The organism is Nocardia sp. NPDC055053 (genome assembly GCF_053608285.1).
Genome location: NZ_JBSGVD010000025.1, coordinates 1 through 16,819, shown reverse-complemented (window position 1 = coordinate 16,819; position 16,819 = coordinate 1). Strand labels below are relative to the sequence as shown.

Here is a 16,819-nt window from a genome sequence, read left to right as displayed (position 1 = left end):
GGCACGTGGGTCAGCCCACGTGCCGTTCTGCGTCCGCGGGCGCGAACGGGTAGTCGAGCCAGCGATCGCGGTTGGTCCAGCCGACGAGGTCGTAGCGCCAGCGGAACGGCCAGGTGTGGGCGACCGTGTTGAACAGGACGGCGCCGAGCGCGGTGTAGTCGTCGTGCGCCGACAGCAGCGCCCGCTGACCGCGTTCGGACTCGGTGAAGAACGCCTCGAACATCGCGATCGACTGGTCGGTGGTGAGCCTGCCCAGTCCCCAGAGCCCGCGCATTCGCATCCAGTACACCGCGCGCGCCTGCCACGGCCACAGTGCCGCGATCGGGTCATGGCCTTGCTGTACCGCGCTGACAGCGGTGTCGATCAGGGCGAGCGAGTCGGCCACCGAGTAGCCGGTGCACGGGTGCATCATCCCGCCACGTGATCCGAACGGGACGGCCACCGCGGTGCCCTTCTTCGGTGGCGGTTGGTCGAGAGGGTAGTGCGCTGCCTCGTGCGGCTCGTCCCCGGTGAGCCGGATGCCGTGCGCCGCGAGCCTGCTCAGGGTCCGCTTGCGTAGTTCGTGCTGCGGCATTCCGCCGCGCAGGCCGAGGCTGGTCTCCTCGAAGATCACCGTCCCGTCGCCGAGCGGCACCGCGTACAGGAACGACGGCGGTTCGTCCGGTCCCGCGCCGTTCTCCGGCCGCCAGTCCAGCAGCAGACCCTCGCCGTCGGGGACCATGGGCGCCGCGGTCTCGGCGTCGACGAAAATCCCGTGCGCCGATGCCGCCCTGCGCTTGCCCAGCGTCGGCAGACCCCGCGTATCGAACACCGTCGCCGCCGAGATCACCGTCCCGGCCGCGAGCTCCACCTCATGCTGCTCGACCCGAACCGCCCGATCGGCGAACACGGTCGCGTCGTCGAGCGCCAGCGCCGCGTGCAGCCCCGTCTTGGACAGCACGCAGTACGGCCGCTCGATCCGATGCTCGGTCTTCGTCCACACTGTCGGCGCCGCGATCCGCTGCGCGATCGCACTCTCCGGCAACCACGCGGGCAGCTCGTCCACCCAGCACGAGAACGTCGGCGGGAACAACCGCTCCGGCCGCGGATCCACCGCGGCCACCCGCAACCCCGCCACCGCAGCGCGATGCGCCAACCCCCGCCCGGTCGGCCCCAACCCGACCACGCAGATATCGAATTCCCGCGCAACGCTCACGTCCGCATTCAATCCGCTGCCCGCACCCCCGCGCAACCAACCGGAGGTGTGACGTCTCCGGCGCGGTCTGCTATTCCTCCAGCGCCAGGGCCTGGCGCATCGTCAGGCGGCCCTGGGTTTGCATGAGGGAGCGGCGATAGATCTTCTCGGCGACGATCACGATGCCGTAGGTGGCCACGGCCATCAGGGCCAGGGCCAGGAAGGGTTCCCACCAGGCGGCGGTGCCTTCGGCGAGGCGGCCGGGCATGGCGACGATGGAGGTGATCGGGATGTAGGAGGCGATCACGCGGCCGGTGCCGTCGAGGAAGATGCCGGCGAACAGCACGATCATGATGAGCATCGACAGGGGAGTGGCGGTGGACTGGAGGTCTTCGCTGCGGGTGGACAGTGAACCGGCGACGGCCCAGAGGCTGGCCAGCGCGAGGAACCCCACGAGGAAGAAGACGATGAACCAGCCCGCGGCCCCGGCGATCTGGCCCAGCTGAGCGCCCCTTCCGGTGACCGCCAAGCCGGCCAGTCCGGCCCCGACGAACAGCGCCAGCTGCATGAACGCCAGCACCGTATTGCCCGCGACCTTGCCGATCAGCAACTGCCGCAGCGGCATCGCACTGGCCAGGATCTCGACGATGCGATTCTGCTTCTCCTCCACCACACTCTGCGCGATGGACATGCCGAACAGCACCGACGCCAGGTAGAACAGGAACGCGAAAACGAACGCGACGATCTTGCTCAACCCGGGGTCGACAGCGCCCCGTTCCAGCAGCTCATAACTCACCGCAGCGCCACGGGCCAGCTCCTCGAGCGAGACCCCGGCTTCGGCGGCATTGCGCTGCAACGCGATCTGCTGCGCGGCGGCGGTGATAAAGGTGGTGGCGTCATCGTTCTCCGAGGTTTTCCCGATGAGCTGCCAGCCGGTGGGCTGGGCGGGAACGAGGCCGACCTCGACCGCGTCGTCGCGCACCAGCTGTTCGACAGCGGCGCGGTCGGCGACGGCGTGTCCGGTGAAGATGGTGTCGGTGTCGGCGGTCGAGGCCAGGCTGTTCGCCGTCTCGACCACCACCGCGGCCTCCGGCCCCGCGATCGCGACGTCGACCTTGTCGGCCCTGCTGCTGAGAAACCCGCTCACCGCCAGCGACGCGATGATCGCCACGACCGTCACCACCGTGGAGATGACGAAGTTGCGATCACGCAGCTTCACCACGATCTCCCTGGCAGCGACAATGCGCCACACGCCGCTCATACTGCGACCTCTCGGCATGATCGGGCGCCTTCCGTGGTCACGCAAGCTACCGCCTCCAGGCGCTGACCTCTCATGCCGTCACCTCCCGGTAGATCTCGGCGACCGTCGGCCGCACCTCGGCGAACTCCCGCACCGACCCACGCGACAGCGCCTCCTTCAACACCCCATCGGTGTCGGCACCGTCGAATCCGAACAGCGCCCGCGCCCCGTCGATCTCGACCGCCCGCGCCCCGGGGTACTCCCGCAACCACCCGGGATCACCCTCGACCACCAGCCGATACCGCGATCCGCCTGCCGAGCGCAGCTCGTCGACCGACCCCTGCCCGACAACTCGCCCCGCCGCGAGAATCACCAGCCGATCGCACAATCGCTCCACCAGATCCAGCTGATGCGAGGAGAACAGCACCGGCACGCCCAGCTCGGCGTACTCGCGCAACAACTCCGCCATCGAATCCACCGCGACGGGATCGAGCCCGGAGAACGGTTCGTCGAGAATCAGCGCCGACGGCTGTGCGATCACCGCCGCCGCGATCTGCACGCGCTGCTGATTACCCAGCGACAGCGACTCGAGCTTGTCCTTGCCCCGATCGGCCAACCCGAACCGGTCGAGTAGTTCCCTGGTGCGCGCCTTGGCCTCGCTCGCCGCGATCCCACGCAACCGGGCCAGATACACGAGCTGATCGGCCACCGGCTGCTTCGGATACAACCCGCGCTCCTCTGGCATGTACCCGAACGAGCGCCGATCCTGCGCGGTCACCGCCCTGCCGTCCCACCTGACCTCGCCGGAATGAACGGCCAAGACCCCCATGATCATTCGCATCGTGGTGGTCTTGCCCGCCCCGTTTCCCCCGACGAACCCCGTCAGCACCCCGGGCGCCACCGTGAACGACACATCGTCGACCGCTACGTTGTCGCCGAACCGGCGGACCAAGTGCGCGACTTCCAACATCGGAACTCCCCCTCCCCGTCTGTCGTCTCGCCAACAACGGTACCGGTGCGGCGACTTCGGCGAGGTCAGGTCAGCGCGGCGTGACCCAGGTGGTGATGTCGGCGTGGACGACCTCGATGCCGTCCTTGTCGTAGATCGACACCGGCACCGTGAGTTCCTGGCCTTCGGTGATCGCCGCGAAGTCGGGGAGCTCGTCCAGTTTCGCCACCGCGCGCAGCCCGGACTCGGCCTTGGCCAGGTACTGCACATTCATCGCCTTGGGAATCCAGCGGTGGGTGGTGGGGACGGTGGCCTCGCTGAGCATGCCCATCGCGACCTCGGCCAGATTGCAGGCCGCGATCGCGTGGAAGGTGCCCAGATGGTTGTGGATGCCGAACCACTTCGGCGAGGTCACCTCGCAGATGCCGGGCTCGAGCCGCACCACCTGCGGCAGCACCGTGCCGAAGTAGGGGACCCGCGCGACCATGCCGAGCGAGAACAGCGCGTGCCCGATGCGGTTGTCGGGCAGTTTCTTCCAGCCGCGGTATGTGGCGGTTTCCTGTGTCATTCCCTTATCTTACTCAAAAGTAAGATAGTGCGTAACCCTCCGCCGACCAGGGCGAGCGTCGCGCCAGCTACCATGGTCCGGCACAGCCCAGCCGGCGATGCGGTCCAGGTAGACGCCCCTATGGGGGCGTGATCGATACCTCATGACCCCCGATTTGAAGAGCGTCGTCGGCATGGTGCATACTGTTCGGGTTGCCTTGCACAGGATCATGTCTTCTCTCCGGAGAAGTGAGGTCGAGCGAGGCGAGCAGTAGTTTGTATCCCGCTGGTTCGCCGGTGTGGATACGTCCGGGACCACGTTCCAGGCCAGCGGTGAGTAAGTGACCAGGGCTGAAGAATGAGCGAAAAGGCGACACGCCCGACCGCGTGGACCGGAGAACCATGACAGATGAACAGCGGCGAGGACTGGGCGGTGCCCGGTGGCGTTCTGGCGTCTTTCGTGTGTTCGGGCTGTGCAAATGAGGGTGGTGCAGGAGCCAGCTCCTGTGACCACGAAGGAAAGCGGAGAAAAGGACACTTAGCGTGGCGGGACAAAAGATCCGCATCAGGCTCAAGGCCTATGACCACGAGGCGATCGACGCGTCTGCGCGCAAGATCGTGGAGACGGTGACCCGCACTGGCGCCCGTGTGGTCGGGCCTGTGCCGTTGCCCACCGAGAAGAACGTGTACTGCGTCATCCGTTCGCCGCACAAGTACAAGGACTCGCGCGAACACTTCGAGATGCGTACGCACAAGCGCCTCATCGACATCCTCGACCCGACGCCGAAGACGGTCGACGCGCTCATGCGCATCGACCTGCCGGCCAGCGTCGACGTCAACATTCAGTGACGGGGACTCGAGATATGACTGACAACAAGAACCGGCCCGCAGCCGGCATCCTGGGCACCAAGCTCGGCATGACCCAGGTCTTCGACGAGAAGAACCGCGTCGTCCCGGTCACCGTCATCAAGGCGGGCCCGAACGTGGTCACCCAGATCCGCACCGTGGAGCGCGACGGCTACTCGGCCGTGCAGATCGCTTTCGGCGCCATCGACCCGCGCAAGGTGAACAAGCCGACTTCCGGCCAGTTCGCCAAGGCCGGTGTCACCCCGCGCCGCCACGTCACCGAGATCCGCGTCGCGGATGCCTCCACCTTCGAGGTCGGCCAGGAGCTCTCCGCCGACGTCTTCGAAGAGGGCACCTACGTCGACGTGACCGGCATCAGCAAGGGCAAGGGCTTCGCAGGCACCATGAAGCGTCACGGCTTCAAGGGCCAGGGCGCCTCGCACGGTGCGCAGGCTGTGCACCGTCGCCCGGGCTCGATCGGTGGCTGCGCCACTCCCGGCCGCGTGTTCAAGGGCATGCGCATGTCGGGCCGTATGGGTAACGACCGCGTCACCACGCAGAACCTCTCGGTTCACAAGGTCGACGCCGAGAACGGCCTGCTCCTGGTCAAGGGTGCCATCCCTGGCCGCAAGGGCAACGTCGTGATCGTCAAGAGCGCCGTGAAGGGTGGTGCGCACGCATGACCAGCCTCGACAAGAAGGCCAACCTGACGCTGACCGTTAAGGCCGCAGGCGGCAAGACCGAAGGCACCGTCGAGCTCCCCGCGGAGATCTTCGACGTGACCGCCAACGTCGCGCTGATGCACCAGGTCGTCATCGCGCAGCTGGCCGCCGCTCGCCAGGGCACCCACGCCACGAAGACTCGTGGTCAGGTCTCCGGTGGTGGCAAGAAGCCGTACCGCCAGAAGGGCACCGGCCGCGCCCGCCAGGGTTCGACCCGTGCGCCGCAGTTCGCCGGCGGTGGCACCGTCCACGGCCCGCAGCCGCGTGACTACAGCCAGCGGACCCCCAAGAAGATGAAGGCCGCCGCCCTGCGTGGCGCCCTGTCCGACCGGGCCCGCAACGAGCGCATCCACGTGATCACCGAGCTGGTCGCGGGTCAGACCCCGTCGACCAAGGCCGCCAAGAGCTTCCTGTCCGAGCTGTCGGACCGCAAGAAGTTCCTGGTCGTCGTCGGTCGCGAGGACGTCGCCGCGTGGAAGAGCGTGGCGAACCTGCAGAACGTGCTGCCGATCGCCCCGGATCAGCTCAACACCTACGACGTCCTCAACAGCGACGAACTGGTGTTCAGCGTCGAGGCCCTGAACGCGTTCGTTCACGGTCCCGCCGAGGCGGCCCAGGAGGAGAGCAAGTGAGCACCATCGCCGACCCCCGCGACATCCTGCTCGCACCGGTCATCTCGGAGAAGTCCTACGGACTGATCGAGGAAGGCACCTACACCTTCCTGGTGCACCCGGATTCGAACAAGACGCAGATCAAGATTGCCGTCGAGAAGGTTTTCGGCGTCAAGGTCACCAGCGTCAACACCGCCAACCGTCAGGGCAAGCGCAAGCGGACCCGCTTCGGTTACGGCAAGCGCAAGGACACCAAGCGCGCGCTCGTGACCATCTCGGCCGACAGCAAGCCCATCGAGATCTTCGGAGGCCCGGTCGCGTAAGCGGCTGGTCATCCAGAAAGTAGAGAAGAACTCATGGCAATCCGTAAGTACAAGCCGACAACGCCGGGCCGTCGTGGCTCCAGCGTCTCGGACTTCGCCGAGATCACCCGGTCGACGCCGGAGAAGTCGCTGCTGCGCCCGCTCACCAAGTCCGGTGGTCGTAACGCGCACGGTCGCATCACCACGCGTCACCGCGGTGGCGGTCACAAGCGTGCCTACCGTGTCATCGACTTCCGTCGCCTGGACAAGGACGGCATCCCGGCCAAGGTCGCGCACATCGAGTACGACCCCAACCGCACCGCCAACATCGCACTGCTGCACTTCGCCGACGGCGAGAAGCGCTACATCATCGCGCCGAAGGGCATCCAGCAGGGCAGCCCGATCGAGTCCGGCCCCACGGCCGACATCAAGCCGGGCAACAACCTGCCGCTGCGCAACATCCCGACCGGTACCACGATCCACAACGTGGAGCTGCGTCCGGGCGGCGGCGCCAAGATGGCCCGTGCCGCAGGCATGAGCATCCAGCTGCTCGGCAAGGAAGGGCCGTACGCGACCCTGCGTATGCCCTCCGGTGAAATCCGCCGTGTCGACGTGCGCTGCCGCGCCACCGTCGGCGAGGTCGGCAACGCCGAGCAGTCGAACATCAACTGGGGCAAGGCCGGCCGTATGCGCTGGAAGGGCCGTCGTCCTACCGTCCGTGGTGTCGTCATGAACCCGGTCGACCACCCGCACGGTGGTGGTGAGGGTAAGACCTCCGGTGGTCGCCACCCGGTCTCCCCGTGGGGTCAGCCTGAGGGCCGCACCCGCAAGCCCAACCGCCCGAGTGACAAGCTCATCGTTCGCCGCCGCAAGACCGGCAAGAAGCGCTAAGGAGGAGGTAAGAAATGCCACGCAGCCTCAAGAAGGGCCCGTTCGTCGACGACCACCTCCTCGCGAAGGTGGACGTGCAGAACGAAAAGGGCACGAAGCAGGTCATCAAGACCTGGTCGCGTCGCTCGACCATCATCCCCGATTTCATCGGCCACACTTTCGCCGTCCACGACGGTCGCAAGCATGTCCCGGTGTTCGTGTCGGACAACATGGTCGGCCACAAGCTCGGTGAGTTCGCGCCGACCAGGACGTTCAAGAGCCACGTCAAGGACGACCGGAAGAGCAAGCGGCGATGACTGAAACCAACACCGAAACGGTTCAGAACCCGACTGCCCGCGCTACCGCTAAGCACGTGCGGGTCACCCCGATGAAGGCGCGTCGCGTCGTGGACCTGGTCCGCGGCAAGCGTGTCGAGGACGCCCTGGCGATCCTGAAGTTCGCGCCGCAGGCCGCGAGCGAGCCGGTTGCCAAGGTCGTGGCCAGCGCCGCGGCGAACGCCGAGAACAACCTCGGCCTCAACCCGGCCACCCTGGTCATCTCGACGGCTTTCGTCGACGAGGGTGCCACCATGAAGCGTTTCCAGCCGCGGGCCCAGGGCCGCGCGTTCCGGATTCGCAAGCGCACGAGCCACATCACCATCGAGGTCGAGAGCGTGCCCACCGCCGGCGCCACTCGTAGCCGCCGGAAGGGAGGGGCAAAGTAAATGGGACAGAAAATCAACCCCCATGGCTTCCGCCTCGGTATCACCACCGACTGGAAGTCGCGTTGGTACGCGGACAAGCAGTACGCGGAATACGTGAAGGAAGACGTTCAGATCCGCAAGCTCCTCGCCACCGGCATGGAGCGGGCAGGCATCTCGAAGGTCGAGATCGAGCGCACCCGTGATCGCGTCCGTGTGGATATCCACACCGCGCGTCCCGGCATCGTGATCGGTCGCCGTGGCGCGGAGGCCGACCGCATCCGCGCCGAGCTGGAGAAGCTCACCAAGAAGCAGGTTCAGCTGAACATCCTCGAGGTCAAGAACCCCGAGTCGGATGCGCAGCTGGTTGCTCAGGGTGTCGCCGAGCAGCTGTCCAACCGTGTGGCGTTCCGTCGCGCGATGCGTAAGGCCATCCAGTCGGCCATGCGTTCGCCGAACGTCAAGGGCATCCGCGTGCAGTGCTCGGGCCGCCTCGGTGGCGCCGAAATGTCGCGCTCGGAGTTCTACCGTGAGGGTCGCGTCCCGCTGCACACGCTGCGCGCGGACATCGACTACGGCCTCTACGAGGCCAAGACCACCTTCGGTCGCATCGGCGTGAAGGTCTGGATCTACAAGGGTGACATCGTCGGTGGTCGTCGTGAGCTGACCGCTGCCGCTGCTGCTCCGGAGCGCCCGCGTCGCGAGCGTCCGAGCCGCCCTCGTCGGTCCGGCGCCACCGGCACCACCGCGACCAGCACCGAGGTCGGGCGTGCCGCCACTGCAGTGGCGGAGGCTCCGGCAGAGAGTCAGGAGGGCTGACGCATGCTGATGCCCCGTAGGGTCAAGCACCGCAAGCAGCACCACCCGAGTCGCTCCGGCATGTCCAAGGGCGGCACCGCGGTGGCGTTCGGTGAGTACGGCATCCAGGCTCTCGAGCCCGCCTACGTCACCAACCGTCAGATCGAGTCGGCGCGTATCGCGATGACCCGCCACATCAAGCGTGGCGGCAAGATCTGGATCAACATCTACCCCGACCGCCCGCTCACCAAGAAGCCTGCCGAGACCCGCATGGGTTCCGGTAAGGGTTCGCCGGAGTGGTGGGTCGCGAACGTGAAGCCCGGTCGGGTCATGTTCGAGATGTCTTACCCGAACGAGGAGATCGCTCGCGAGGCCCTGCGCCGCGCGATGCACAAGCTCCCGATGAAGTGCAGGATCGTGACCAGGGAGGAGCAGTTCTGATGGCTACCGGAACACCGGCCGCAGAGCTCCGCGAGCTCAACGAAGAAGAGCTCGTGGCCAAACTGCGCGAGAGCAAGGAAGAGCTCTTCAACCTGCGCTTCCAGATGGCGACGGGTCAGCTCGACAACAACCGACGTCTGCGCGTCGTCCGTCATGAGATCGCGCGGATCTACACGGTCATGCGTGAGCGCGAGCTCGGCCTGGCCACGGCACCCGCTGGCAAGGGAGATGCGGCATGAGCGAGAACCAGGAAGAGCGCAACAGCCGCAAGGTACGCAGCGGCTACGTCGTCTCGGACAAGATGAACAAGACGATCGTCGTCGAGCTGGAAGACCGTCACCGGCACAAGCTCTACGGCAAGATCATTCGCACCACCTCCAAGGTGAAGGCGCATGACGAGAACGAGATCGCCGGCGTCGGCGACCGCGTTCAGCTGATGGAGACCCGTCCGCTGTCGGCCACCAAGCGCTGGCGTCTGGTCGAGGTCCTGGAGAAGGCCAAGTAAGGTCCCTCCTCGATCCATCGAGATCGTTGCACGAAGGCCCGTTTCCCGTTGGGAAGCGGGCCTTCGTCGTATCTGTTCATAGTGATAGCGCCGGGCACATCGTGCGAGGGAAATTCGGTGGCGGGCTGCGTCGGTGGGCTGTCACGCTTCGACGATGCGGGCCTATCGAGACGTGCTGTCGATCGGGGCGGTGCGCAATATCGTGTTGCTCGGGGCGTTGGTGCGGATTCCGCACTTCGCCGGGGCGGTGCTGCTCGCGGTGCATGTCGTGGAGACGTTGCACGGGTCGTTCCTGCAGGCGGGGATGCTCGCGATGGTGGTGACCGTGTGTGTCGCGGCGAGTGGGCCGTGGCGGGGGCGGCTGGTGGATCGGTTCGGGTTGCGGGCGACCATCGCGCCCGCGATCGTGCTCGGGGTCGTGTGCTGGTCGGTGGCGCCGTTCGTCAGGTATCTGCCGCTGCTGGTGCTCGCGGCAATCGCGGGGCTCTACGACGTTCCGGTGTTCAGTGTGGTGCGGCTGGCGATCATCGCCGCGACGACGGACAAGCAGCGGCAGCCCGCGCTCGCGTTGGAAGCGGTATCGGTCGAAGCGGCGTTCATGATCGGGCCGGTGCTCGGGGTGGCCGCCGCGCTGCACTGGTCGACGACGGCGGCGCTGTTCGGCAATCAGATGTGCATGGTGCTGGCCGGGATTGTGCTGTGGGTGTGGAACCCCGAGCTGCGCTCCGGGGAGGCAGCGGGCGGCGCCGGACCGGTGGCCCGGCGCACCTGGTTCCGCGTCGATTTCGTTGCCCTGTGCGGGATCGCGGCGGCGGCGGTGTGCGTGGTGTCGGCCTCTGAACTCACCTTCGTGTCGGCGGTGCGCGGTTTCGGCGCCGAACGCTGGCTCGGCGTGATCCTGGCGGTGTGGGGGCTGGGCTCGCTGCTCGGCGGTCTGGTCTACGGTGCGCTGCGACGCCCGATTCCGGCCGATGTCTTGCTGGTCGCGCTCGGCGTGGTGACGGTGCCGATGGCGATCGCCGGTGGGCCGTTGACGCTCGGCATCACCGGATTCGTCGCCGGATTGCTCTGTGCTCCCGCGTTGACCGCGGCAATCGACCAGCTGAGCCGGATCGTTCCCGAGGGCGGTCGCGGCGAGGCGATCGGCTGGCATGGCGCGTCGATGACACTGGGCGGCGCCTTCGGCAGTGTGCTGGGCGGATCGATGATCGAGATCGGTGGTGCGCGAGCTGGTTTCGGAGTCGCTGGTGTCTTCGGTATCGCGGCGGGCGTCGGGCTCGCTGTCCTGGTGGGCATGCGGTCGACGAGGAAAGCGGTCGCCGATCCGTCGGTGGGTTGAGGCGTCCCCGGCCCCGATCGAGCCGGGGCCGGGGCGCGGTCGGTGGTCAGCCGGTGAACGCGTACGGCTGGCGGATCTTGCGGGCGAATTCGACGATGTTGGTGACGGTGCTGCCGGACACGCCGACCTCGGCGCCGATGCTGCGGGCCGACCAGGACTGGTCGGTGAGTTCGAGGATTTCCTCGATCTGATCGAGGGTCAGGCGCAGGGGACTGCGGTGGGCGATCTGGCGGGCCAATGCGCGGACCTCGGTGTCGTCGTCGAAATCGTAGGTGTCGTCGGCGAGGTCGTCTTCGTCGTCGAGGTCCGGTTCGATCGGTTCGGGGGACTCCACCGGCACCTGCTCGCTCGCGGGACCCATGTCCTCGGCGCTGGCCGCCCCGACCTTCGTGAGCTGCTTCTTCGGGTTAGCCGTCGGCTCGGGCTGAGTGAGCTGCTGTTTCGGAGCGGACACCGACTCAGGGATTGTGAGCTGCTGCTTCGCGACGGACGCAGACTCGGGGTTGGTGAGCTGCTGCTTCTCCGCGGGTGTCGGCTCAGGGCCCGGGTCCCGCTGCTTCTCGGCAGGTGCCGACCGGAGGTTCGGGAGGTGCTGCTTCGCGGCAGGTATCGGCTCGAGGTCCAGGAGCTGCTGTTTCGGGGCCGGTGCCGCACCGGCGGGCGGCAACTGCTCGGGGGCGGGCTCGAGTTCGGCGGTGAGGGTGAGCTGTTCGGGCTCGTCGGCCGGGGGGTGTGGATCGTTGTGCACCACTACCGAATCGGTGGGTGCCGCGGTGTCGCCGTTGCGGTCACGGGCGACGGTGCCGGCGTGCGCCGTCGCCTCGGGAACCGGGTCGGTACCGGTGGGGTCGCCGGCAGTGGTCTGCGCGGCGGCGGTGACCGGTATTCGCCGCAAGGTCGAGGTGGCACCGTTGGTGCGCGAATGGTCGAAACCATTGCGACGGTGATCGGCGGCGGCCTTGTGGATCAGCTCCAGGGTGCCGGGCGCGGTCGGCTTGTCGGCGGACGGGCGGCGGCTGCCGTGGGTGGGCTGGCTCCGTCCGGTCGCGGTCTCCGGCTGGGAGGACGGTGAGCTGACCTGCGCTGCAAGGGGTTCTGGGGAAACGGTCCGCGACTCGGAGTCGGTAGCCGAAGGTGCCAGCACGTGCGTCGGCACCGCCATAGGCTGTTCGAGGTCGGCGGTCGGCACCACAGACTGCTCCGGGGCTGCGGCCTGCGTGGCGGTGGTCCCCAGAGTCGCGGCGGACGGCGGCACGGCCGACGATCCGCCCACTCCCGCAATGCTGTCAGTGCTGACACGCCGAACAGCTTCGATCTCGGCTCCGGCAAGCCCCGTGACCGAAGCCCGCGCCTCCGACACAACCCGCTCGACAGGCGAGTAGCTCGTGTCCCCCGGCAATTCCACCGAAGCACTCTCGATCAACAGCGCATACCGCGCCGACACCCACGCATGCAGCCAGATCACCACACCCACCATCACCGGCGCGATCGAGTATTCGGCCGCGCGACCGAAGGACCCGGCGGCCAGGTGCGGGCCTGCGTTCAACGCCACGGTGGTACCGAGCAAGGCCAGCTCGAACACCAGGACCTTGCCACGCTCGAGCTCGCGTCCCCACCGCGCGGCGGTGGTGGCGGCGACCATGATGGTGATGATCGGGATCGAGATCATCGCCTCGATGCCGAAGCTGAGCCAGTACAGCGGATCACTCATGTCACCACTGGGCACGAGATTGTGCTGCACATTGACACCGGCCCACACCATGCCGAGGACGACAACACCGATCAGCGCCCGCGAGGACCATTCCGCCCGCCGGTACAGCTGGGCGAGCCGCGCATCGGCGCTCGACACCCGCCGCCGCGCGGCCAATGCCTTGCGATGCCAGCGCGCGTCGGCTTCGTCGGTCCGGCGGATCAGCCTGCCGGTGCGCCGGTCACGCTGTTCGGCGGCGAGTTCGTCGGCGACGGCGCGGCGCCGCTGTTTGCGCCGTTGCGCGCGAATCCATTCGGCCAATTCCCGTTCGGCCCGGATCTCGGAGTCGGAGAGTGCGTCGTAGAGCGCCGTATCGTGCTGGAGCGGGAGCTTGCCGCGCGCGGTCGCGACCTGCTGTGCGAGTGCCGTGATCTCGGTGTTCGGCGAGCTGACGGCATCCTCCATCGACCGATCGTCGGACATCTGGCGCCTTCCGGTCACTCGAACATATGGACTATCGAACATATGTGTGATTGCCAGAGAGCGTAAACGCCGTCCGCGCCGCGGTCAACGACAAGCGGGCCTTCGGGGTGGAATCAGGACAGGGTGCGCTTCTCGTACTTCCCGCGCACGGAGGATCCGGCGACCGCGGCGACCTGGTCGGGTACGGCGCGGCGCAGCACGATATCGCGGAGCCGTTGCGGCAGCAGCCCGGCGAGATGAGTCAGCGGGCCGACATAGCCGGGAATGGACACCTCGAAGCGCGGCCGTTCGACCACGGCGAGCACCGCCCGCGCGACATCGGCGGGTTGCAGGAGTTTCGCAGCGCCCGTAGCCGTTCCGGCAGCTAGCTCGGTATCGACAACACCAGGCATGATCACCGAGAGTTCGACACCGGTGCCCCGAAGTTCTTCCCGCACACCGGTCAGATAACCGAGCACGCCGTGTTTGGTTGCCGCATAGGTGGATTCACCGGGAGGGGAGAGCCGCGACGCCGCGGACGCGATGGTGACGATATGCCCGCGCCCACGCGTGCGCATCCCCGGCGCGGTCAGCCGCACCCCACGGATCACCCCGTGCAGATTCACCGCGATCATCCGGGCCGTCGCGGTATCGGGTTCGGTGTCGAACGCGCCGACCCACATCACGCCCGCATTGTTGACGAGCACATCGATCGGCCCGAGTAATGCCTCGGTCGTGGCGAGGAAATCGTGGAACGACCGCTCGTCGGTGACATCGAGTTCGCAGCCGTGCACGGTGCCGGGCAGCTCCATCGCCGTCGTGCGCGCCGTCGTGCCGGACAGATCGCCGATGCAGACGCGAGCACCCGCGACGGCGAACTGCCGGGCGATCTCGCGCCCGATGCCCGCGGCGCCGCCGGTCACCGCGACGACCAGTCCGGCATGGGTGCGTTTCATCGGCAAAGCCTTTCGGTCCAGCGAGAATGCATCTTCTGACATGTCGTCATGTCAGAAATCGTGGCCTAGTATTCCACGCAGTCACACAGAAGGACAGACTTCGATGACAGATCAGTCCGCCGATCGCCCGGCGGGTCGGCGGTACTCGGGACGTACCCCCGCTGAGCGAATCCACCACCGCCGTACCGCCCTGCTGGACGCGGCGCTCGAACTGTTCGGCACCCAGGGCTACGCTGCGGGCTCGGTGAAACAGCTGTGCGGTATCGCCGGCCTCACCGAACGCTATTTCTACGAATCGTTCCGCGACCGTGAGGCGTGCCTGGCCGCTCTCTACGACGAGACGACCGCGGGTCTGCGCGACCGCACCCTGGCCGCACTGCGCACGGCGGGCTCCGACCTCGACGACGTGATCACCGCGGGCCTGGCCGCGTTCATCGCCTATCTCACCGAAGACCCGCGCCGCGCCCGGGTGGTGCTGATCGAGGTGGTCGGCGTCTCCGCACGCATGGAGCAGCGTAGACACGGCGAGCTCCGCGACTACGCCGAACTGGTGGCGGGCCTGTGGGCCACCGCCCGCGCCGAGCCGCTCCCCGAACGCAGCCGCCTGACCTGCGTCACCATCGTCGGCGGCGTCAACCACCTACTCGTCGACTGGCTGATGGACGGCCGCACCACCCACCCCGACGACCTGGTCTCGGTCTGCGCCGGCGTCTTCGCCGCCGTTCGCGCCACCGACCCGGCCCTGGCGGACGACCGCTGACTCAGCGCAGCGCCGTGTGCCAGACGATGGCCGCGGCGAGTGCGCCCGCGCCGTTGAGCGACCAGTGCAGGGCGATCGGGGCGAGCAGGCTGCCGCTGCGTCGGCGCAGCCAGGTGAAGACGACGCCCGCGACGGCGGTCGCGGCGACGGCGAGGGTGATGCCGATGATCTGGCCGACGAGTCCGCCGCCGACGATGCCGGACAGGCCCTTGTTGCCGCTGGTCAGGCCGAGCGAGGACGCGATGTGCCAGAAACCGAACAGCAGGGACCCGGCCGCGAAGAGCCCGCGGACGCCGAGCACCCGGTCGAGGGTGCCGTGCAGGACGCCACGGAAGGCGAGTTCTTCGGGGATCACGGTCTGTAGCGGGATGACGATCATCGACGCGATCAGCGCGCCGGAGATCGTGGCGTAGCGGTCGGCGAGGAAGAAGGGCCGGGTGATCGGCAGGATCGCGCCGATCGCGACGGCGGTGAGCACGATCCCGACCGCGCCGAGCGCGTAGACCGTTCCGCGTCGCCAGTGCCGTGGGGAGAGCCCGAGTTCGGCCCAGCCGAGGCCGCGCTTACGCATGAGCGCCAGCAGCGTGAACGCCGCGACCGGCACGATGACGATATTGGCCCACGCGGTGGTGAAATGCGCGATCAGATTGGTTCCGGCCAGCACGAGAACGACCACGGCGATATCGACATAGGCGTGCAGCTTGGGCCGGGGATCGGCGACAGTGGTGGGTTCGGGCACCCGACCGAGTGTACGGAAGCATTACGGAATGGAAACGGTCCGGTGCGTGCAGGTCAACGGCCGATTCCGCCGGAAACCCACGCCGACCGGCCCCGCGGAACACCGATCAAGATCATCGCGCTGTGAGCTACTCGACAGCCGATCCGGACCATCCGGACAGATCTGTCCACGCCTGCAGACCGCGCCGCGTCTCGAATCGCCGCGGCTGCCCGCTGATCGGGTCGGTGAATTCCAGCGAGGCGGCCAGCAGTTGCAACGGCCGGGTGTAATCGTCGACGGATTTGTCGGTAATCGCCGGATAGAAATCGTCACCGAGAATCGGCACGCCGAGGCTGTTCATATGCAGGCGCAGCTGATGGGTCCGGCCGGTGTGCGGCCGCAGCCGGTAGCGGCCGAGTCCGTCGCGGTGCTCGACGAGTTCCACCTCGGTCTCGGCATTGGGCTCGCCGTCCACCTCCTGCGCGGCGAGCACCTGCTTCTCCTTGATGATCCGGCTGCGCACGGTCCGCGGCAGCTCCAGCGCCGGATCGAAGGGCGCGACGGCCTCGTACTCCTTGCGCACGGTCCGGCGATGGAACATCGTCTGATAGGCCCCGCGCGCGGCCGGGTTCACCACGAACAGCACCAGCCCCGCGGTCACCCGGTCCAGTCGATGCGCCGGGATCAGATCCGGCAGGTCGAGTTCACGGCGAAGGCGCACCAGGGCCGTCTGCAGAATGTGCCGGCCACGCGGGATCGTCGCCAGGAAGTGCGGTTTGTCGACGACCAGGATGTCGTCGTCGCGATGGACGATCCCGATCTCGAACGGCACCTCCTGCTCGACCGGCAGGTCCCGGTGGAACCACACCGCCCCGCCCGGCACGAACGGCGCGTCCGGCGCCAGCGGCCCCACCAGATCGACGATCTCGCCCGCCCGCAACATCTCGTCGATGCGCGCCGGATCGACCCGCGGCAGCCGCTCGACGAGATGGTCACGCACCGTCGGCCAGTGCCCGTCCTCCGGGAGCCGGAGCCGGGCTGGATCTAGGCCGTGCCGCTTGGGCAGCGGCGGCTGCTGCCTGCGTCGCATGGAAACAGTGTCTATGGAGCGCTGGCGCGCTCGAGTCGCGGCCCCTTGTGTCCCGCCGGTCAGGCACCGTTGCTTGCTCCTTCGTCGCCTACGCAACGGC

21 protein-coding genes are annotated in these 16,819 nt (G+C 67.6%); 13 read left to right on the top strand and 8 right to left on the bottom strand.

The features are described 5' to 3' along the window. Positions 1–10: 10 nt before the first annotated feature. From ACWF82_RS23910 to ACWF82_RS23895, 4 genes are all read right to left on the bottom strand, one after another. Positions 11–1,195 (bottom strand): lycopene cyclase family protein, encoded by a 1,185-nt coding sequence (locus tag ACWF82_RS23910; protein ID WP_452504474.1) that lies wholly within the window; start codon positions 1,193–1,195, stop codon positions 11–13. 70 nt (positions 1,196–1,265) lie between these two features. After that, complete coding sequence (locus ACWF82_RS23905) at positions 1,266–2,435, bottom strand: ABC transporter permease (protein WP_452504472.1); 1,170 nt, start codon at positions 2,433–2,435, stop codon at positions 1,266–1,268. Between the two features lie 70 nt (positions 2,436–2,505). Continuing rightward, positions 2,506–3,384, bottom strand: coding sequence for an ABC transporter ATP-binding protein (locus ACWF82_RS23900; protein WP_452504470.1), 879 nt, complete (start codon positions 3,382–3,384; stop codon positions 2,506–2,508). Between the two features lie 70 nt (positions 3,385–3,454). Further along, positions 3,455–3,931 carry a hotdog fold domain-containing protein gene (locus tag ACWF82_RS23895; protein ID WP_452504468.1) on the bottom strand — a complete coding sequence of 159 codons (477 nt, stop codon included), beginning with the start codon at positions 3,929–3,931 and terminating at the stop codon, positions 3,455–3,457. 521 nt (positions 3,932–4,452) lie between these two features. Between ACWF82_RS23895 and rpsJ the strand changes: the two genes are divergently transcribed. The 12 genes from rpsJ (at position 4,453) to ACWF82_RS23835 (ending at position 11,043) form a co-directional block, all read left to right on the top strand. Next, positions 4,453–4,758 (top strand): 30S ribosomal protein S10, encoded by a 306-nt coding sequence (gene rpsJ / locus ACWF82_RS23890; protein WP_003938093.1) that lies wholly within the window; start codon positions 4,453–4,455, stop codon positions 4,756–4,758. A 14-nt stretch (positions 4,759–4,772) separates the two neighbouring features. After that, on the top strand, positions 4,773–5,438 hold the full coding sequence (gene rplC / locus ACWF82_RS23885; protein ID WP_019045016.1) for a 50S ribosomal protein L3: 666 nt from the start codon (positions 4,773–4,775) through the stop codon (positions 5,436–5,438). After that, complete coding sequence (rplD, locus tag ACWF82_RS23880) at positions 5,435–6,109, top strand: 50S ribosomal protein L4 (protein ID WP_019045017.1); 675 nt, start codon at positions 5,435–5,437, stop codon at positions 6,107–6,109. Before rplC ends, rplD begins: the two co-directional genes overlap by 4 nt. Then, on the top strand, positions 6,106–6,411 hold the full coding sequence (gene rplW / locus ACWF82_RS23875; RefSeq protein WP_019045018.1) for a 50S ribosomal protein L23: 306 nt from the start codon (positions 6,106–6,108) through the stop codon (positions 6,409–6,411). Before rplD ends, rplW begins: the two co-directional genes overlap by 4 nt. A gap of 33 nt (positions 6,412–6,444) precedes the next feature. Next, positions 6,445–7,281: a 50S ribosomal protein L2 gene (gene rplB, locus ACWF82_RS23870; protein ID WP_019045019.1), complete on the top strand. Its 837-nt coding sequence runs from the start codon at positions 6,445–6,447 to the stop codon at positions 7,279–7,281. A gap of 14 nt (positions 7,282–7,295) precedes the next feature. Continuing rightward, positions 7,296–7,577 carry a 30S ribosomal protein S19 gene (gene rpsS / locus ACWF82_RS23865; RefSeq protein ID WP_019045020.1) on the top strand — a complete coding sequence of 94 codons (282 nt, stop codon included), beginning with the start codon at positions 7,296–7,298 and terminating at the stop codon, positions 7,575–7,577. Continuing rightward, complete coding sequence (gene rplV / locus ACWF82_RS23860; RefSeq protein WP_189030373.1) at positions 7,574–7,984, top strand: 50S ribosomal protein L22; 411 nt, start codon at positions 7,574–7,576, stop codon at positions 7,982–7,984. The genes rpsS and rplV overlap by 4 nt, the downstream gene beginning before the upstream one ends. Continuing rightward, positions 7,985–8,779, top strand: coding sequence for a 30S ribosomal protein S3 (gene rpsC / locus ACWF82_RS23855; protein ID WP_067982377.1), 795 nt, complete (start codon positions 7,985–7,987; stop codon positions 8,777–8,779). 3 nt (positions 8,780–8,782) lie between these two features. Next, positions 8,783–9,199, top strand: coding sequence for a 50S ribosomal protein L16 (rplP, locus tag ACWF82_RS23850; RefSeq protein ID WP_019045023.1), 417 nt, complete (start codon positions 8,783–8,785; stop codon positions 9,197–9,199). Further along, on the top strand, positions 9,199–9,438 hold the full coding sequence (gene rpmC / locus ACWF82_RS23845) for a 50S ribosomal protein L29 (RefSeq protein ID WP_019045024.1): 240 nt from the start codon (positions 9,199–9,201) through the stop codon (positions 9,436–9,438). The genes rplP and rpmC overlap by 1 nt, the downstream gene beginning before the upstream one ends. Beyond that, positions 9,435–9,704, top strand: coding sequence for a 30S ribosomal protein S17 (gene rpsQ / locus ACWF82_RS23840; protein WP_189030375.1), 270 nt, complete (start codon positions 9,435–9,437; stop codon positions 9,702–9,704). Before rpmC ends, rpsQ begins: the two co-directional genes overlap by 4 nt. A gap of 154 nt (positions 9,705–9,858) precedes the next feature. After that, a complete protein-coding gene (locus tag ACWF82_RS23835) occupies positions 9,859–11,043 on the top strand; it encodes an MFS transporter (protein ID WP_452504466.1) in 1,185 nt (394 codons plus the stop codon). A gap of 46 nt (positions 11,044–11,089) precedes the next feature. Here ACWF82_RS23835 and ACWF82_RS23830 read toward each other — a convergent pair whose 3' ends face one another. Then, entirely contained in the window at positions 11,090–13,216 is a 2,127-nt protein-coding gene (locus ACWF82_RS23830; RefSeq protein WP_452504464.1) for a hypothetical protein, read from the bottom strand. 113 nt (positions 13,217–13,329) lie between these two features. Next, on the bottom strand, positions 13,330–14,151 hold the full coding sequence (locus tag ACWF82_RS23825; protein ID WP_452504462.1) for an SDR family oxidoreductase: 822 nt from the start codon (positions 14,149–14,151) through the stop codon (positions 13,330–13,332). Between the two features lie 103 nt (positions 14,152–14,254). On the opposite strand from ACWF82_RS23825, the gene ACWF82_RS23820 reads away from it, so the two are divergent. Next, the gene (locus tag ACWF82_RS23820) at positions 14,255–14,911 is read left to right on the top strand and encodes a TetR/AcrR family transcriptional regulator (RefSeq protein ID WP_452504460.1); all 657 of its coding nucleotides are present in this window, start codon (positions 14,255–14,257) and stop codon (positions 14,909–14,911) included. Between the two features lies 1 nt (position 14,912). Here the strand turns inward: ACWF82_RS23820 and ACWF82_RS23815 are convergent, their stop codons facing one another. After that, the gene (locus tag ACWF82_RS23815) at positions 14,913–15,650 is read right to left on the bottom strand and encodes a CPBP family glutamic-type intramembrane protease (RefSeq protein ID WP_452504458.1); all 738 of its coding nucleotides are present in this window, start codon (positions 15,648–15,650) and stop codon (positions 14,913–14,915) included. Positions 15,651–15,777: 127 nt separating this feature from the next. Then, a complete protein-coding gene (locus tag ACWF82_RS23810) occupies positions 15,778–16,719 on the bottom strand; it encodes an RluA family pseudouridine synthase (protein ID WP_452504456.1) in 942 nt (313 codons plus the stop codon). Between the last annotated feature and the right edge of the window lie 100 nt (positions 16,720–16,819).

Excerpts from the sequence above, each read along its gene's own strand:
- ACWF82_RS23905 (WP_452504472.1), bottom strand. The coding sequence starts at position 2,435 with ATGAGCGGCGTGTGGCGCATTGTCGCTGCCAGGGAGATCGTGGTGAAG.
- ACWF82_RS23900 (WP_452504470.1), bottom strand. The coding sequence starts at position 3,384 with ATGTTGGAAGTCGCGCACTTGGTCCGCCGGTTCGGCGACAACGTAGCG.
- ACWF82_RS23895 (WP_452504468.1), bottom strand. The coding sequence starts at position 3,931 with ATGACACAGGAAACCGCCACATACCGCGGCTGGAAGAAACTGCCCGAC.
- rplC (WP_019045016.1), top strand. The coding sequence starts at position 4,773 with ATGACTGACAACAAGAACCGGCCCGCAGCCGGCATCCTGGGCACCAAG.
- rplD (WP_019045017.1), top strand. The coding sequence starts at position 5,435 with ATGACCAGCCTCGACAAGAAGGCCAACCTGACGCTGACCGTTAAGGCC.
- rplB (WP_019045019.1), top strand. The coding sequence starts at position 6,445 with ATGGCAATCCGTAAGTACAAGCCGACAACGCCGGGCCGTCGTGGCTCC.
- rpsS (WP_019045020.1), top strand. The coding sequence starts at position 7,296 with ATGCCACGCAGCCTCAAGAAGGGCCCGTTCGTCGACGACCACCTCCTC.
- rplV (WP_189030373.1), top strand. The coding sequence starts at position 7,574 with ATGACTGAAACCAACACCGAAACGGTTCAGAACCCGACTGCCCGCGCT.
- rpsC (WP_067982377.1), top strand. The coding sequence starts at position 7,985 with ATGGGACAGAAAATCAACCCCCATGGCTTCCGCCTCGGTATCACCACC.
- rplP (WP_019045023.1), top strand. The coding sequence starts at position 8,783 with ATGCTGATGCCCCGTAGGGTCAAGCACCGCAAGCAGCACCACCCGAGT.
- rpmC (WP_019045024.1), top strand. The coding sequence starts at position 9,199 with ATGGCTACCGGAACACCGGCCGCAGAGCTCCGCGAGCTCAACGAAGAA.
- rpsQ (WP_189030375.1), top strand. The coding sequence starts at position 9,435 with ATGAGCGAGAACCAGGAAGAGCGCAACAGCCGCAAGGTACGCAGCGGC.
- ACWF82_RS23835 (WP_452504466.1), top strand. The coding sequence starts at position 9,859 with ATGCGGGCCTATCGAGACGTGCTGTCGATCGGGGCGGTGCGCAATATC.
- ACWF82_RS23830 (WP_452504464.1), bottom strand. The coding sequence starts at position 13,216 with ATGTCCGACGATCGGTCGATGGAGGATGCCGTCAGCTCGCCGAACACC.
- ACWF82_RS23825 (WP_452504462.1), bottom strand. The coding sequence starts at position 14,151 with ATGAAACGCACCCATGCCGGACTGGTCGTCGCGGTGACCGGCGGCGCC.
- ACWF82_RS23820 (WP_452504460.1), top strand. The coding sequence starts at position 14,255 with ATGACAGATCAGTCCGCCGATCGCCCGGCGGGTCGGCGGTACTCGGGA.
- ACWF82_RS23810 (WP_452504456.1), bottom strand. The coding sequence starts at position 16,719 with ATGCGACGCAGGCAGCAGCCGCCGCTGCCCAAGCGGCACGGCCTAGAT.